At 51.8% G+C, this 15090-nt stretch carries 16 protein-coding genes and 1 other RNA gene; 9 read left to right on the forward strand and 8 right to left on the reverse strand.

Translation table 11 applies throughout. From position 1 onward, the window contains the following. The first annotated feature begins 398 nt into the window (after positions 1-398). A complete protein-coding gene (gene xylB / locus ACFQI7_RS21845; protein WP_218101073.1) occupies positions 399-1922 on the forward strand; it encodes a xylulokinase in 1524 nt (507 codons plus the stop codon). A gap of 172 nt (positions 1923-2094) precedes the next feature. On the opposite strand, the gene fsa is transcribed toward xylB, so the two are convergent. The 3 genes from fsa to ACFQI7_RS21860 all read right to left on the reverse strand — a co-directional run bounded on the left by fsa (position 2095) and on the right by ACFQI7_RS21860 (position 3953). Next, positions 2095-2751, reverse strand: a complete 657-nt coding sequence (gene fsa / locus ACFQI7_RS21850; protein ID WP_218101072.1) for a fructose-6-phosphate aldolase — start codon at positions 2749-2751, stop codon at positions 2095-2097. 43 nt (positions 2752-2794) lie between these two features. After that, positions 2795-2975: non-coding RNA, 6S RNA (gene ssrS / locus ACFQI7_RS21855), on the reverse strand. A 78-nt stretch (positions 2976-3053) separates the two neighbouring features. Then, the gene (locus tag ACFQI7_RS21860) at positions 3054-3953 is read right to left on the reverse strand and encodes a YesL family protein (protein WP_218101071.1); all 900 of its coding nucleotides are present in this window, start codon (positions 3951-3953) and stop codon (positions 3054-3056) included. Positions 3954-4101: 148 nt separating this feature from the next. Between ACFQI7_RS21860 and ACFQI7_RS21865 the strand changes: the two genes are divergently transcribed. Next, on the forward strand, positions 4102-4200 hold the full coding sequence (locus ACFQI7_RS21865) for a sporulation protein YjcZ (RefSeq protein ID WP_218101070.1): 99 nt from the start codon (positions 4102-4104) through the stop codon (positions 4198-4200). Between the two features lie 133 nt (positions 4201-4333). Here the strand turns inward: ACFQI7_RS21865 and ACFQI7_RS21870 are convergent, their stop codons facing one another. Continuing rightward, on the reverse strand, positions 4334-5908 hold the full coding sequence (locus tag ACFQI7_RS21870) for a DEAD/DEAH box helicase (protein WP_218101069.1): 1575 nt from the start codon (positions 5906-5908) through the stop codon (positions 4334-4336). A 295-nt stretch (positions 5909-6203) separates the two neighbouring features. Here ACFQI7_RS21870 and ACFQI7_RS21875 point away from each other — a divergent pair, with 295 nt between their 5' ends. The 5 genes from ACFQI7_RS21875 (at position 6204) to ACFQI7_RS21895 (ending at position 9410) form a co-directional block, all read left to right on the forward strand. Next, positions 6204-6740, forward strand: coding sequence for a DUF4178 domain-containing protein (locus ACFQI7_RS21875; RefSeq protein ID WP_218101068.1), 537 nt, complete (start codon positions 6204-6206; stop codon positions 6738-6740). Positions 6741-6821: 81 nt separating this feature from the next. Then, positions 6822-7622 (forward strand): DUF4247 domain-containing protein, encoded by an 801-nt coding sequence (locus tag ACFQI7_RS21880; protein ID WP_218101067.1) that lies wholly within the window; start codon positions 6822-6824, stop codon positions 7620-7622. Positions 7623-7768: 146 nt separating this feature from the next. Beyond that, on the forward strand, positions 7769-8605 hold the full coding sequence (locus tag ACFQI7_RS21885; protein ID WP_218101066.1) for a YitT family protein: 837 nt from the start codon (positions 7769-7771) through the stop codon (positions 8603-8605). 178 nt (positions 8606-8783) lie between these two features. Beyond that, entirely contained in the window at positions 8784-8978 is a 195-nt protein-coding gene (locus ACFQI7_RS21890; protein ID WP_218101065.1) for a hypothetical protein, read from the forward strand. 177 nt (positions 8979-9155) lie between these two features. Continuing rightward, on the forward strand, positions 9156-9410 hold the full coding sequence (locus ACFQI7_RS21895) for a Sec-independent protein translocase subunit TatA/TatB (protein WP_218101064.1): 255 nt from the start codon (positions 9156-9158) through the stop codon (positions 9408-9410). Positions 9411-9553: 143 nt separating this feature from the next. Here ACFQI7_RS21895 and ACFQI7_RS21900 read toward each other — a convergent pair whose 3' ends face one another. Continuing rightward, complete coding sequence (locus tag ACFQI7_RS21900) at positions 9554-10717, reverse strand: MFS transporter (RefSeq protein ID WP_377517596.1); 1164 nt, start codon at positions 10715-10717, stop codon at positions 9554-9556. A 118-nt stretch (positions 10718-10835) separates the two neighbouring features. Between ACFQI7_RS21900 and ACFQI7_RS21905 the strand changes: the two genes are divergently transcribed. Further along, the gene (locus ACFQI7_RS21905) at positions 10836-12002 is read left to right on the forward strand and encodes a putative glycoside hydrolase (protein ID WP_218101062.1); all 1167 of its coding nucleotides are present in this window, start codon (positions 10836-10838) and stop codon (positions 12000-12002) included. 64 nt (positions 12003-12066) lie between these two features. Here the strand turns inward: ACFQI7_RS21905 and ACFQI7_RS21910 are convergent, their stop codons facing one another. Together ACFQI7_RS21910 and ACFQI7_RS21915 are read right to left on the reverse strand one after the other, a co-directional pair. Continuing rightward, complete coding sequence (locus ACFQI7_RS21910) at positions 12067-12759, reverse strand: uracil-DNA glycosylase (protein WP_218101061.1); 693 nt, start codon at positions 12757-12759, stop codon at positions 12067-12069. A gap of 37 nt (positions 12760-12796) precedes the next feature. Beyond that, positions 12797-13333, reverse strand: a complete 537-nt coding sequence (locus ACFQI7_RS21915) for an NADPH-dependent FMN reductase (RefSeq protein WP_218101060.1) — start codon at positions 13331-13333, stop codon at positions 12797-12799. Positions 13334-13507: 174 nt separating this feature from the next. On the opposite strand from ACFQI7_RS21915, the gene ACFQI7_RS21920 reads away from it, so the two are divergent. Further along, positions 13508-13963 carry a peroxiredoxin gene (locus tag ACFQI7_RS21920; RefSeq protein ID WP_218101059.1) on the forward strand — a complete coding sequence of 152 codons (456 nt, stop codon included), beginning with the start codon at positions 13508-13510 and terminating at the stop codon, positions 13961-13963. A 136-nt stretch (positions 13964-14099) separates the two neighbouring features. Here ACFQI7_RS21920 and pfkA read toward each other — a convergent pair whose 3' ends face one another. Continuing rightward, complete coding sequence (gene pfkA, locus ACFQI7_RS21925; RefSeq protein ID WP_218101058.1) at positions 14100-15065, reverse strand: 6-phosphofructokinase; 966 nt, start codon at positions 15063-15065, stop codon at positions 14100-14102. Between the last annotated feature and the right edge of the window lie 25 nt (positions 15066-15090).

Raw genomic sequence — 15090 nt, forward strand, 5'->3', positions numbered from 1 at the left:
CCTATATGTTCTGCGCTTTCAGCAAAACTGCTTCGTAAGCATGGTCTATGAGGTTGTATAAACCCGGGCTAACACTATTTCTTATGATAACATTGTTTGCTAAGAAGAGAAAGAGGAAATGGGCAATTTGTTACGATTTTTGTAACAAACGCTGCGGAACGAAGCATTTTCGATGAAGATACATTCGTGATGAAAAGGATCTTTTTTTGCGAGGAGAAAGTTTTTTACGCGCTTTGCGCATATCGAAGTTAAAATTCCTGAAATCTTAACAAAAATGATAGGTTCGGCAGGAATTCGGTATTGGGATGCGAATATAATAAATGCAGCATTTGTTTAATCGATAAACTAAGTTCTTTGGTAAGCATGAATCAAAAATAAAGTTGTATGAGGTGATCGCAATGGCATATTTTTTAGGCATTGACTTGGGCACATCCGCCGTGAAATGCATACTGGTTGACGAAGCCGGTTCGGTGAAAGCCGGTCACAGCGTCGAATACCCGCTGCTTCAGCCCGAGCCGGGCTGGGCGGAGCAGCATCCCGAAGACTGGTGGAACGGAACCGCGGATTGCATTCGCGCTCTCCTTGCCCAGTCCGGCGTGAACGGAGAAGAAGTTGCAGGAATCGGCTTATCGGGACAAATGCACGGCTCCGTGTTTTTGGATTCGCAGCTGGCCGTCGTTCGTCCGGCTTTGCTATGGTGCGATCAGCGCACAGCCGCGGAATGCGACTGGATCGAACGGACGATCGGCAAAGAAACGCTCGGCCTGTTGACCGGCAATCGGGCGCTCACCGGGTTTACCGCGCCGAAGGTCGTATGGCTGCGCAATCACGAGCCGGATCATTATAAGCGGACGGCGCATTTGATGCTGCCGAAGGATTACGTCCGCCTCCGGCTGACCGGCGCTTTCGGTATGGATCTCGCGGACGCCAGCGGCACGCTGCTGCTTGATGTGGCCGGCCGCCACTGGTCGCAGGAAGTGTTGGGGCGGCTGGACATTCCAGCGGAATGGCTGCCGCCGCTGTACGAGAGCAACGCCGTGGCCGGCCGCGTGCTGCCGGAAGCGGCGAACCGCACCGGCCTGATCGCCGGTACGCCGGTCGTCGCCGGCGGCGGGGATCAGGCGTGCGGCGCTGTCGGCGTCGGCGTCGTCTCCCGCGGCATCGCCTCCGTCGCGCTCGGCACCTCCGGCGTTGTGTTCGTCCACGACGACGCGTATGAGGCCGATCCCGAATGCCGCCTGCATTCGTTTTGCCATGGCGTCCCGGGCAAATGGCATCGCATGGGCGTCATGCTCGCGGCCGGCGGCTCGTTCCAGTGGTGGAAAAACCATTTCGCGTATGAAGAACTGCAGCAGGCCGCGACCGAAGGCCGCGACGTGTACGAATATTTGACGGCGCTCGCACAAACGGCCCCGCTCGGAAGCGAAGGACTGCTGTTCCTCCCCTATTTGACCGGGGAACGAACGCCGCACCCGGATCCGAAAGCGCGCGGCGGCTTTATCGGGCTCAACCTGAGGCATACGAAAGCGCATCTGACCCGCGCCGTGCTGGAAGGCATCACGTTCGGACTGCGCGATTCGCTTGAGCTTGTGAAGCAATCCGGCATCGAAATTACGGAGCTGCGGGTAAACGGCGGCGGGGCCAGAAGCTTGTTCTGGCGCCAAATGATCGCCGACATCTTTGGATATCCGGTCGTCACGGTCAATTCAACGGACGGCCCGGCCTACGGCGCCGCCGTCATGGCAGCTTCCGGCGTTATGCAGAAAGACATCCCGACGCTCTGCGAGCAGTGGATTCGCGTTGTAGACCGGGTGGAGCCGAACCCGGCGAATCAAGAGCGGTATGAAGCGTACTATTCGGTGTACCGTTCGCTTTACGGGACATTGAAAGACACGTTCCACCGGCTTCACGATCTGGTATAAAACACCCTAGCTTAGTGTTCATATGAAAATTTTCTGATCGAACCCTTTTCGCTGAAAACTGTAAGCTCTGATGCTATAATAAATAAGAAGAGCAGCGCCTGCGCTCCCTGTTTCGGGAATGCGAGCACTGCTCTTCTCATTTGTATAGGAACTGCAAACCCCAATGATTCGCTTAGAAAGACGAGAGGTTTGCGCCCTTCCAATCGGCCAGAAAACGTTCAATGCCCACATCCGTAAGCGGATGCTTCGTCATTTGCTGGATTACCTTATAAGGAACCGTAGCGATATCCGCTCCGAGCAGCGCCGCCTCAATAACATGCGTTGTCGTGCGTACGCTAGCAGTAATAATTTCCGAAGTAATGCTGTGCATTTTAAAGATTTGGCTGATCTCCTCGATCAGTTTCATACCGATTTGATTAATGTCGTCCAAACGGCCGACAAACGGCGATACGTAAGTTGCACCCGCCCGTGCGGCAAGCAGCGCTTGCGGAGAGCTGAAAATGAGCGTGACATTGGTTTTGATCCCAAGCTTCGCGAACTGGTTCGTCGCCTTCAAGCCTTCCTCGGTCATCGGAACTTTGACGACAATGCCTTCGCCGAGTGCAGCGAGCTTCTTGCCCTGTTCCACCATTTCATCGGCTTTCAAGCTAATGACTTCCGCGCTAATCGGCATATTGCCTACGATGGACACGATTTCTTTAACCGTTGCAAAAAAATCTTTGCCTTCTTTCGCAATCAGCGACGGATTCGTTGTAACGCCGGCAATGACACCAAGCTCATGCGCCATGCGGATCTCATCCACGTTCGCTGTATCGATGAACAGCTTCATTTCTAACACCCTTTCTCCTATGTATACGACCATTTAAGCACAAAAAAAACCCGCATATGCCGTCCGATTTCGTGTTTCAAACCCGCTCTCGCAGGTGGGTGTCCGCAGAATCGGTTTTGAAGTCCCTTTTCGAGGGCATGTCAGCCGCGATTCAATATAGGTCTCCCGTGAAACAGTCATTGGTTCAAAACAACTGAAAACCGAAACGCACATCGCAGGATTTTGTTGTATTTACATTATAGTGGTTTCACTAATGAAAGTAAACCTCATGACGCCATATTTGTTATGGAATAAGCGGAAAATCACGGCTGCTCTTTCTTAGTATGCTCCGATTCCCGTTGATCATTCCCCGGTGATGACGTCGCTTCCCCTCGCAAATCCGCCGGTGTTTCTTCCGACCGCAGCGCTTTCGGTTCGGTTGAGGTTTCGTGCTCGTCCTCGCTGCCGTCTTGTTTCTTCTCCGATTCCGGGTCTGCCTCTGCAGTTTCCGCTTCCTTCTCGAGCAATTCCTGCTGCTTCATCTGCAGCTTGCCGAAAATGAGATTGAAATGCCAGAAAGAAACGATAGCGATCAAGCTTCCCATAAAAAACGGAATTAAAAAGGTGAATTTAAAGAAGCTGATATACACAATGACACTGATCAACACGATGAGCGACAACGAGCGAATCGGACTGCCGATCGTAATCAAGAGCGCATTTTTTATTATTTGCAGCAGCTTCATATGCAAATGCGATAATATCGAGAAAAAGTGAAACAGCGATATCGCCAAAATGACGGAAAGCGAAAGCACCAGAAAGCGCAATATGCCGAACGTATTGGACTGGCCCCCGTAAAACCGGTAGTTGGTATATAAAATAACGCCCAGGATGATGTAAATTAATCCTCCCAGCATGCTTTGCAAAAAGTTGCTTTTGTAACCGCGGAAAAAGGTTTTGAGCAGCGGCGCGTCCTCTTCGCCCGTTAGCCACTTGCGGGCAACGCTAAACATCGCGGTCGTGGATGGAAACAGCGTAAAAGGCGATACGACGCACATTAAAAAGAACATTTGAAATACTTGATCAGAGGTTTGCGCTTGCAGCAGGATCAAGCCGAGTAAAAAAAACGGAAGGGAGCAAAGCACCCAAAGCAAGTTGATGACGGAAAGCCGCATGATCCATTCCGTAATGCGGTATAGTCCACCCATTAGTCCACGAAATTCCAATCGTTTGACCTCCTAAATCCGATATATTATCCATTATAGCTTATTTATGGCGATCTAGGTACCCGTCTATACCATTCGCCCGTGGTGGGCATATGTTGATAGTATAGTACCCACTCAAACCACAACTGAGTCAAGGAGGGCATGTTCAATGAGTCACATAGCGTATGGCGGTTTCTGGACTTCTACAGGTACGATCCTCGTATTGTTTATACTGCTTGTGATTGTGAGCCGCGGTCTGTTGTACTAAGAGCCGAAGGCGATTGGCAAATCGGCAGACGCCTCCGTCCGTTTAGCGGAAGCGGTGTCTGCCGTTTTTTTATGTACAAAAAAGGCAAGCACGCCGTAACGAACTGAGCGCGCTTGCCTCCGTGCATGACTTTTTATACGAGCGTTTCCTCGTTGGTCCGGTTGGATGGACGGGAATAGCCGCCACGATCACGGTTATCCGAGCGGCCTCGGGTATCGCGGTTATCACGACCTCCGTCACGGCGCGAACGGTCTCCGCCGCCACCGCCACGGTAACCGCCGCGGTCGCGGTCATACGGACGATCGTTGCGACGTGCGCCTCCGGCAGTACCGAAAGGACCGGAAGGACGGCGTCCGCTGCTGCGAACGTCAGGTCTTCTTTTCTTGGCGCGGATCGGATCTTCCGGCGTCAGCTCGATTTCGATTTCCTTCTTATCGCCTGTCAGCAGCTTGAGCGCAGCGGCCAGCAAATGAACCGAATCATGCTGCTCCAGCAAAGAAATCGCCAAACCTTTATATTCGTTATGCTCGTCATTTTGCAAAATTTCGAGCACGCGTTCCGCGGTCACCTTTTGCTTGCCTTCGATCGCCTCCGCGAGGCTCGGCATCGGCTTGCGCGTGATGCGGTGGCGCGTAATTTTCTCGATGAAGTGCAGATGGTCGATCTCACGCGGAGTAACGAACGTATAAGCCGCGCCTTCTTTCCCTGCACGGCCGGTACGGCCGATCCGGTGTACGTAGCTTTCCGGATCCTGCGGCAGGTCAAAGTTAATGACGTGCGTTACGCCCGAAACGTCAAGGCCGCGCGCCGCAACGTCGGTAGCAACAAGCACGTCGATGCTTCCGTCGCGGAATTTGCGCATTACGTTATCGCGCTGATTTTGGGACAAGTCCCCGTGCAAGCCTTCGGCGGTGTAGCCTCGCTTTTGCAGCGCTTCGGCAAGCTCGTCGACACGGCGTTTGGTCCGTCCGAAGATGATGGCCAAATCCGGCGATTCCATATCGATCAATCGGCACAACGCTTCGAATTTTTGACGCTCGTGAAGCTCGATGTACGACTGGTCGATCAGCGGCGCGCTCACTTGCTTCGGAATAACGGACACATGCTCCGGATTGCGCAGGAACTGCTGCGCCAGCTTCTGAATATTGATCGGCATCGTAGCGGAGAACAGCATCGTCTGGCGCTCTTCAGGTACAAGCTTCAGGATCGCTTGAATATCGTCCATGAAGCCCATGTCGAGCATTTCGTCGGCTTCATCCAAAATAACGGTTTGAACGTCGTCCAGCTTGATCGTTTTGCGGTTAATGTGATCGAGTAAACGACCCGGCGTACCGATAATAATTTGCGGCTTTTTGCGGAGCCCGCGGATTTGTTTCACGATATCTTGTCCGCCGTAAATTGGAAGGGATCGGATGCCTTTGAACCGCCCGAGCTTCTCGATCTCTTCAGCTACTTGTATGGCAAGCTCCCGCGTCGGACACATGATGAGCGCCACGATCCGTTCTTCTTTAATATCGATCTTATTGATCAACGGAATCCCGAAGGCGGCGGTTTTCCCTGTTCCTGTCTGTGCCTGGCCGATCAGGTCGCGGCCTTCCATTGCTACCGGAATGGCTTTATCCTGAATCGGGGTTGATTCTTCAAAGCCCATCTCAGTAATAGCGCGCAGTACCTTTGGCTCCAAGCCGAATTCACTAAATGTTTTCAAATGTTTTCAGTCTCCTTTGTCTTTTAGGGTTCTCATTATATCTATACCCTTAAGTGCGACTCCTATCTCCATATATTTCTTCTCTTCATAAACACTTCCCGAGCCGTGTTTAAAAATGAACAGTAAAGGCCGTACTTAAGAATATCTTTAGTATTATACCATAATCGTTATCCATATTCCATAATCGATCAAATTGAAACCCTAAATCATTTCAGATCGTATATAATTGCAATTGGATAACAATATGGATACCATCATTCACATACAGGTAGTACAATAGAAGGAGTGAAAATCCATGTCGATATGGAAAAGAGTAGGTTCCATCCTGAAGAGCAACAAGCAGGAACCGGAAGCTAAACCGTCGAATCCGCTTGAGGATTCGCAACTCGGCGATATTATTACCGTTGATCTCGAGGAATATGTAGTATCCGGCAAGTTAACTTATTTCGACCGAGGCTTTGCCCCCCACCGTTTCGCGTACTATTTGCAGAATGGCAAGCATATTTCTTGTCTGGTGGTGGAAAAAGGCCGCACGTACGAATGCTTCCTTTGCGAATTTGTCGAAGGGTCGCTGGACGATCCGAACGATGTCCCGTCTTCGCTCGACGTTGGCGGCGATTTCACCTACGAGCTCGAGCATAACCGAAGCGATACGGTTCGCTCCGACGGGAATACGGACTTTCGCGCGAACGACCAGGTGCTGTTCTGGCGTTATTTCGGCAGAGAAGATCAATATTTTTTCCTGCAGTGGCAGGACGGCAAATATGTGGCGATGGAAGGCTGCCGCACGCCTGCAGGACAAATTAAATTTATCAAAGGCTCGCAGAGCTAACGACGATTATGGTACCGGATTTATCTTATTCATACCGAATATATCGCTTCAGGTGCGTGTACAGGAGGTGACCTTCGCATCATGAACAAAGCATATAAATGGCTAGCCTTATTGCTCGCTTTCGCGCTTTTGGCGGGATGCGGCGACGCCGGCAACTACGTCAAGGACAACTATTCGTTAATCGATGTCCAGGGTCAAGGCAAAAGTACGGCAAAAGTATACGTCGTGGAAGGCAAAGACGTGCCTACCGTCGCGAAAGAATTGGCGGACAAAGAGAAGCCGTCAGAGGTGAGCAAAGAATCGCTCGACAGTATGTTTCTCGTCTACGACAACAAAATCATCAATGTGCAAAAGGATCCGAGCAACGAAGCGAATACACTGGTAGAGCTCGACTCCATTCAATATGCCAAGGAAAATTACGATTCATCCTTTTTGCAAGGCTACTTAACGGCCTCCATTCTTCAGTCGGTGCTCGGCGGAGGGTGGTTTAACTCCAGCCGTGGTTACGATTATCGCGGATATACGTCCAGCAAGCGTTACGAAGACTACGGAAAATACCAGGCTGCCCCGTACCCGGCGGGTTCAAGCGGCACATCGTCCAAAACACCGGCGCAAACTCAGCAGCCAACCACCTCGGAACGAAAAGGCAGCTTTACCACAACGCCGCCCAAGTCAGGTACGACGACGACACCGCCTGCCAGTTCCGGCTCGACCTCGACTACGCCGCCGAAGTCAAGCTCTTCGGTGACGACGCCGCCTAAATCGAGCTCCTCATCGTCTTCGAATATTCGCGGCAACGACGGCTCCAAACCGACCTACAAAGCGCCTTCCGGCAGCAAACCAAGCACAAGCAGCCGTTCCGGTTCTTTTAAACGCAAATAACGATCGACATAAAGCAAGCTTTTCGGCCATACCGGAAAGCTTGTTTTTCGTTTAACCGGTGTTTGGCCCATACCTCTCCCCTTTTGCCCGGCATTTGAATTGCTAGAGCCACAAAAGACTCATACTAGTAACGGGAGGTGTGACGTATGCTGGCCATGGTTCAGCGCTCCTTGACCGGGGCGGTCTTGTTCACCGTAATCGGTTCCGCGCTCGTAGCGGCAAGCTTTAATTTGTTTCTGATCCCGCATCAGCTGCTCAGCGGCGGAATATCGGGCATCGCCATGATCGTCGGTTATTTTACCGACGTTAACATTTCGCTGCTCTATTTCATTCTCAATTTGCCGGTACTCGTCTGGGGCATGCTCTCCATCGGCCGCAAGTTTATCATTTTAAGCGTTATTTCGGTTTTATTGACGACTTGGTTCTTGCAGTTGATTCCGATTCGTTCGGTAGGCCAGGATTTGATCATATCTGCGGTAACCGGCGGCGTACTGATAGGGATCGGGGCCGGTTTATCCATGCGAGCGGGCGGCTCGACCGGCGGGTTCGACATTATCGGGTCCATCCTGACGCGGAAGCGCGATTTTTCGCTGGGCACGTTCTTGTTTGTCATTAACGGCTTTGTTATTCTGTCCCTCGGCTACTACAAGCAAAACTGGGATTTGGCGCTTTATTCCATGCTTTCGATGTTTATAACGGGCAAAGTGATGGATACGATCCATATCCGGCATTTGAAAGTGACCGTCTTTATCGTAACGAGAAAAAAAGATTTGCTGCTGCGCAAAATGCATAAGCTGCATCGCGGCGTCACCGTCATCGAGACGGAAGGCGGCTATATGAAAGAGCCTCAGCATATGCTGATGACCGTCACGACCCGTTATGAGCTGAACGACCTGCAACAGTTGGTACGGCAGTGGGATCCGCAAGCGTTTGTGAACGTAACTCAAACGTTGGGGGTCATGGGCTTATTTCGGCGCACCTAATGCATATTTTGGCAGAACGATCCATAAATGTGTATAAGAGACCATACATAAGCATTGCTTTTATGGTATAATGAGAGAAGCATAAAGCTTACAATTTCATTTCGATTCCTATGGCTTTACCTCTGTTACTCGTAATTCGCTCCGGAACCTTGTGCACCAGATGACGACGGGAAGGGTGATGCTTGTGGAAACAGTAAGGTTAGCGACGATTGTAATGAAATTAACCCCAGATTTGTATCCTACGCTTACGAAGATTGAGCTGGAATCCGAAATCGTCCTTCGTAACGGTCTTGCATCGTTAATGGCAGAGGATGCGATGGAAATTATTCAGTACAGCATTTCCGAACATCAGAAAGACGCCTTCCTTCATTAATGAAGGAGGCGTTTTTTTTAAACAAGAAAAGCTTTGAATCATCTATTACATAGCATACATTTTTGAAAGATACGGTACCGTTAAAACAAAATGTTATGGATTCGTAATAAATTTATGTTACAGTACCATTAGATTCATGCTATGATGTAGCTGAACCATTTCGGAGGTGTCCAAACTATGTTTAACGCGTTGACTCCCATGCATATAATATTAATCGTCGTCGTCGCGCTGCTTTTGTTCGGCCCAAGCAAACTGCCTGAGCTTGGACGTGGATTCGGCAAAATGTTCCGCGAATTCAAGGACGCGACCAGCGGAAACAGCGGAAGCTCGTCCGATGAGCTGCCGCGCGAACCGGAAGCACCCAAGAAGGAATTGGCGGCCGCTCCCGTACAAGTCGAAGCTCCCCAGACTCACCCGACCTCCGGCAAATAAGATAAGCATTTGACCGAAGCCTTATCGATCAAGATACATTCGTGTGTTTTAGTCGAAGCTTTTCTTGAACCATCAGAATGGTTCAGTGCCGCTGAAAACTTATACATTCTAATGCTTGCTTATAATCCGACCATCCGCTGCAGTTACTGCGGATGGTTTTTTTTGCGGTAATACGCATGGGTGCCCAGCAGCAGAACGGCAGCAACGAGTGCCATCCCGGCACCGAGTTGATACATGGCAGCCCCGCCCATATGATCCTTGACCCAGCCGCCGGCGAGGCCTCCCGTAATTCCCGCCAATCCGAGAAACACCATCGACAGCATCGATTGTCCCGTGGATTGCAGTTCCATCGGTACGAGCCTAACGGCATAATGGACAGCCGTAATCCAGAAGGCCGCAAACGTGATGCAATGCGACGCCTGAAGCAGCAGCAAGACGAATGGATCTGTCACATATCCGTATAGCAGCCAGCGGACGGTATAAAGCAAACCAATGACCCCAAGCAGCGCCAGTTCGTTGAATTTATGCATATAGCGGCCTAGCAAGGCGAAGGTCGGAACTTCGCTCGCCGCCGCCAGCGCCCAAGCCAACCCTACCATCGTGTCGGTCGCTTTGAGGTCTTTCAAGTACAGTCCGAGTAAAACGTCGTTCATCCGGTGAGGAACCGTAAGCACGAAGACCAGCAGTAAAAACCATAAGAAATGTTTGTTCCCGAGCAGTTTGCCGAAGTCCGTCAGCGATGCGCGCCGTCCTCCCGCCCCTTTGTCGTCTTTAAGCAGCAGGAGCAGCCCCAGCGGCAGTATCCAGATCGTCCAATACAAATACGGTATATGATCCAGTCCTCCGAGCGCCTGCAGCAGAGGTCCCGTTGACATCGCCAGTAAGGTGAAGCCAAGCGAACCGAACATGCGCACCGTCCCGTAGTTCACTTTCGCTTTGGCCGTAGATTTGATCGCCATCGTATCCAAGAGCGGCACCGACGACTGCATGAAAAAGTAGAGCAGCAGCATAAACAGGAGAGCAAACGTATATCCCGTCGTTTGAAAAATGCCCACGCTGGACAGCACCGTCATGACCCACAAACCGAAGATGAGCAGCTTCAGCGTATGGTAGCGGTCGCTCAAATAACCCCAGAACGGCTGAGCGAACAACGTGACGAAAGGACCGATCATCATTAAAAGCCCGATCTGCGAGGAAGAGTATCCCCGGCTCTCGAAGTAGATTGGCAGAAAAGGCATGAGAACCGCCGTGGTGGCATAGTACGAGAAGTTCAGTCCACGCAGCGTCCATATTTGTTTATTCATCATATCGATCCTTTGTCGAATTGACCATATTTTTCGTCAAAATGCATCCTTATTCTCTGTTCGTTTGACAGCCTACTCTATTATAATGAATTATAGCAAACTAGCAAGGAGACGGATGGAAATGGAACTTTTACTAGCGGCTTTTTTGCTCGCTTGGGGCGGCGTCAGCGCCGATCATCCCGACATGACCTTTGAACAGGTTGCGCAGGCGGCGATCGATTCAGGCAATACCGCTGCGCAGCAAGCTCCTTCGATGGACAGCCTGAAGCCGGACAATAAAATCGATCCGCAGCAAAACGCCCCGAAGGTGAAGGGCGTTTATGCCACGGCCCACAGTGCCGGCGGAGCAAGAATGAACACGCTGCTCAAGCTGATGGACGATACCGAGCTAAACGCGGTGGTGGTCGACGTGAAGGACGACTGGGGTTACATCACTTACGATACGGGCAACCCCGAATTGCAAGCCATGGAGACGACGCAAAAAATTATTACCGACATGCCAAAGCTGATGAATACGTTAAAGGAGCATGACGTGTATCCCATTGCCCGGGTTGTCGTGTTCAAGGATACCGTGCTTGCCAAAAAAAGGCCTGATCTCTCTTTTCTCAACGAAGACGGCTCCTTGTGGGGCAACGGCAAAAATCCGCCCGACAGTTTCGTCAATCCGTATATGAAAGAAGTATGGGACTACAACATCGCGATCGCTAAGGAAGCGGCTAAAGCCGGGTTCAAAGAAGTTCAATTCGATTACGTCCGTTTTCCCGAAGGATTCGAGAAACGGGCTGACACCCTCCAATATACGAAAGACGACCGCGCACGGATCGATGTGATAGCGCAATTCATCAAATATGCGCGAGAGCAATTGACCCCGCTCGGCGTACGCGTATCGGTCGATATATTCGGGTATGCCGCGTCCGTTCCGGCGGCGGAAGGTATCGGTCAAGATTTTGAGAAAATTGCGCAGCAGGTAGACGTCATTTGTCCGATGATTTATCCTAGCCATTACTCCACCGGTTGGTTCGGCTCGAACATACCGGATGCGCAGCCCTACGCTACCATTAACGGCGCGACGAAAGATTCGCACAAGAAACTGGAGCCGCTGCAAAGCCTCAAGCCGATTATACGGCCCTGGATTCAGGACTTTACCGCCACTTGGGTACCCGGACATATCAAGTACGGCAAAAAAGAAGTGGAAGAACAAATCCGGGCGCTGAAAGATAACGGCGTCGACGAATTTTTGCTTTGGAACGCCGTCAATACGTATACGCCGAATGTCGACTACAACTAAATGATACGATGACAGCCCGATTCCCATTCGCTGGGTATCGGGCTGTCTTGTTGATGATCCGGTATTAATTGGCACTCCGTCCGATATCCGCAATCTGCCAGTCAATCGGCTCGCTTCCGATGCTTTGCAGAAATGCATTGGCGCTCGAAAAAGGCTTGCTGCCGAAAAATCCGCGATGCGCCGACAGCGGACTCGGATGTACCGATCGCAAAATATGATGGCGGCTGTTCGTAATGAGCTGGCTTTTTTGTCCGGCGTGATTGCCCCACAGGATGAAGACGATCGGCCTTTCCCTCTCGTTCAGAAGTGAAATGACGCGGTCGGTGAACGTCTCCCATCCGTTCCCCTTGTGCGAGGCGGCTTGTCCGTCTCGCACAGTCAGAACCGTGTTCAACAGCAGTACCCCCTGCTCGGCCCAATGAACCAAATGCCCGTTGTCAGGGATACGGCAGCCGAGGTCGCCGTTCAGCTCCTTGAACATGTTTTGCAGCGACGGCGGCGCCGGAATGCCCGGCTTCACCGAGAAGCTGAGACCATGCGCCTGCCCCGGACCATGATATGGATCTTGACCGAGAATGACCACTTTCGTTTGTTCGTAAGACGTATATTGAAGCGCGTTGAAAATATCATGCATGTCCGGGTATATCGTATATGCGGCATATTCCTGCTTCAAGTATTGCCTCAATTGCAAGTAATACGGCTTCTGAAATTCCTCCTCGAGCAGAGGCGCCCAATCGTTACGCAATATCGCAGCCACGATCGCGATGCTTCCCCCTTTCCTTCGAACCGTTCGATTATTTCATACGAAACGTTCGGACCATCTGTGTAAAATAATTCAACGTACGCTGCACCCGTTCCCGCGTCTTCTCATCCTCCGGGACGCCATCTGGCGAAAAGTTGCGTTGTGCCCCGCCGATCGAAATCCATTCCGGGCAGTTGATGCCGTGAACGTTACGGACGATCGTCTGCAGCTGCTGCAGCGAACTTACGCCGACCGCTCCGCCGGCAGAGCTGACGGACAAGACGATCTTGCCGTCAAAGTGGTCGAAGCCTGCGAAATCAAGCGCATTCTTCAACACGCCCGACATGCTTCCGTGATATTCCGGCGTTGCGAGCACAATACCGTCGGCTTCGAGCAATCCTTGCTTCAGTGCGTTCACATTGGCGTCCTGCAGCTCCGAGTCCTTGCTGTAAAAGGGCAGCGGCTTTTCATGCAAGTCGAATAATGTTGCCTCGTAGCCTTTCTCCCGAAGCAGCCGTTCGATATAACGGCACAATTGCGTGCTTGTCGCATGGTTCCGGTTGCTGCCGGCAACAATCATGAATTTCATAATAACAATCTCCTCTCGCTGACTTTACATACATCGTAATATAGAAAATTAAGTAAAGTCAACGATGAAGCGCAACAAATGATTCTTGAGACCGAGGCGCCCCGCGTCTTCACTTGCTGCGTATAAGACCATTCGCTACAATGAATGTATCTATGACCATGGGGAGGTACCGCAATGTTAGCCATAGGGACGCCTGCTCCCGCGTTCACGGCCGAGAGCACGCAAGGAACCGTGCGCCTGGAAGATGTGCTTGGAAAACGGCCTGTCGTACTCATCTTTTACCCGAAAGACGAGACGCCGATCTGTACGAAGCAGTTGTGCGCCGTTCGAGACTCCAAAGCCCAATACGCGGAATACGACGCTCTCGTGATCGGCGTCAATCCCGGTACGATGGCGGAACACCGTAATTTCGCCGAAAAGTTTACGTACGATTTTCCGCTTGTCGCCGATGAAGGCGAGCGCATTCGCGGACTGTATGATGTAGGGCATACGCTGTTCGGCCTGCTGGGCCAGCAGCGCATCGTCTACGTCATCGATCAGAGCGCCACGATCGTTTACGCCAAAAAAGGAAACCGGCCGACCCGCGAAATTGTTGAGGCACTCGCGGCCGGGCTGAATCGTTCAGACTAAGCGGGCGAATAAGTGCTCTTAGCATCCAACCGCCGCCCTCCGGAGGCCGAGCTGCCGCACCATTGCCATTGCAACAAGCACAAAAGACGCGAAGCGAATAAAACGCTGGCGTCTTCTTTTTTTCCCCGGTCGTATTTTATTGAGACAACCGTTTCGCGAGCTCATAAAGCTCCATGTTGAACTGCTTCTTCGAATTCACGACCTTATCGATATCCGTTGCGACGAGTTCGCCTTTAATGATGCCGCACGACTTTCCGGAATCGCCTTCGATCAGCTTACGAACGGCAAAATCGCCAAGGCTGCTGGCGAGCACCCGGTCGTTATGCGTCGGCGCTCCGCCGCGCTGAATGTGGCCGAGTACGGTCACGCGCGCTTCGATGCCGTTGCGGCGCATAATTTCCGCCGCGATATCCTCGCCCTTGCCTACGCCTTCGGCGACGACGATGATACTGTGGCGTTTCCCTTGCGAGAAGTTGCCGGCCATCCGCGACGCGATTTCGTCGAGGTCGAACGGAACTTCCGGCACGAGAATCGTCTCCGCTCCGCTGGCAAGCCCCGCATACAGAGCGATATCTCCGCAATGACGGCCCATGACTTCGACGACAGACGATCTTTCATGGGAGCTCATCGTATCGCGAAGCTTGTTGATCGCATCCACCACGATGCTAACGGCCGTATCGAAACCGATGGTGATATCGGTATACGGAATATCGTTATCGATCGTACCCGGCAGCCCCATCGTTTTGATGCCGAGCTTGCTCAATTTATTTGCCCCTTGATACGAGCCGTCGCCGCCGATGACCACAATACCGTCGATGTCGCGCTTGCGCAAATTGTCCGCCCCAAGCTGCTGCCCTTCCGGCGTCATAAACTCCTTGCAGCGGGCCGACTGCAAAATCGTGCCGCCGCGCTGTATAATATCTCCCACGCTGCGCAAGTCCATTTCGCGAATATCGTCGTTGATCAGACCTGCATAGCCGCGTTGGACGGCAAATACTTCAAGTCCGTGATAAAGGCCGCTTCGCACGACCGCGCGAACTGCCGCATTCATCCCTTGCGAATCGCCGCCGCTCGTAAGCACCGCAATTTTTTTAACTGACATGATGGTTCCTCCTTGGGTTCACTTG

The sequence above is a fragment of the Paenibacillus allorhizosphaerae genome (genome assembly GCF_042659105.1).
Lineage (GTDB): Bacteria > Bacillota > Bacilli > Paenibacillales > NBRC-103111 > Paenibacillus_G > Paenibacillus_G allorhizosphaerae.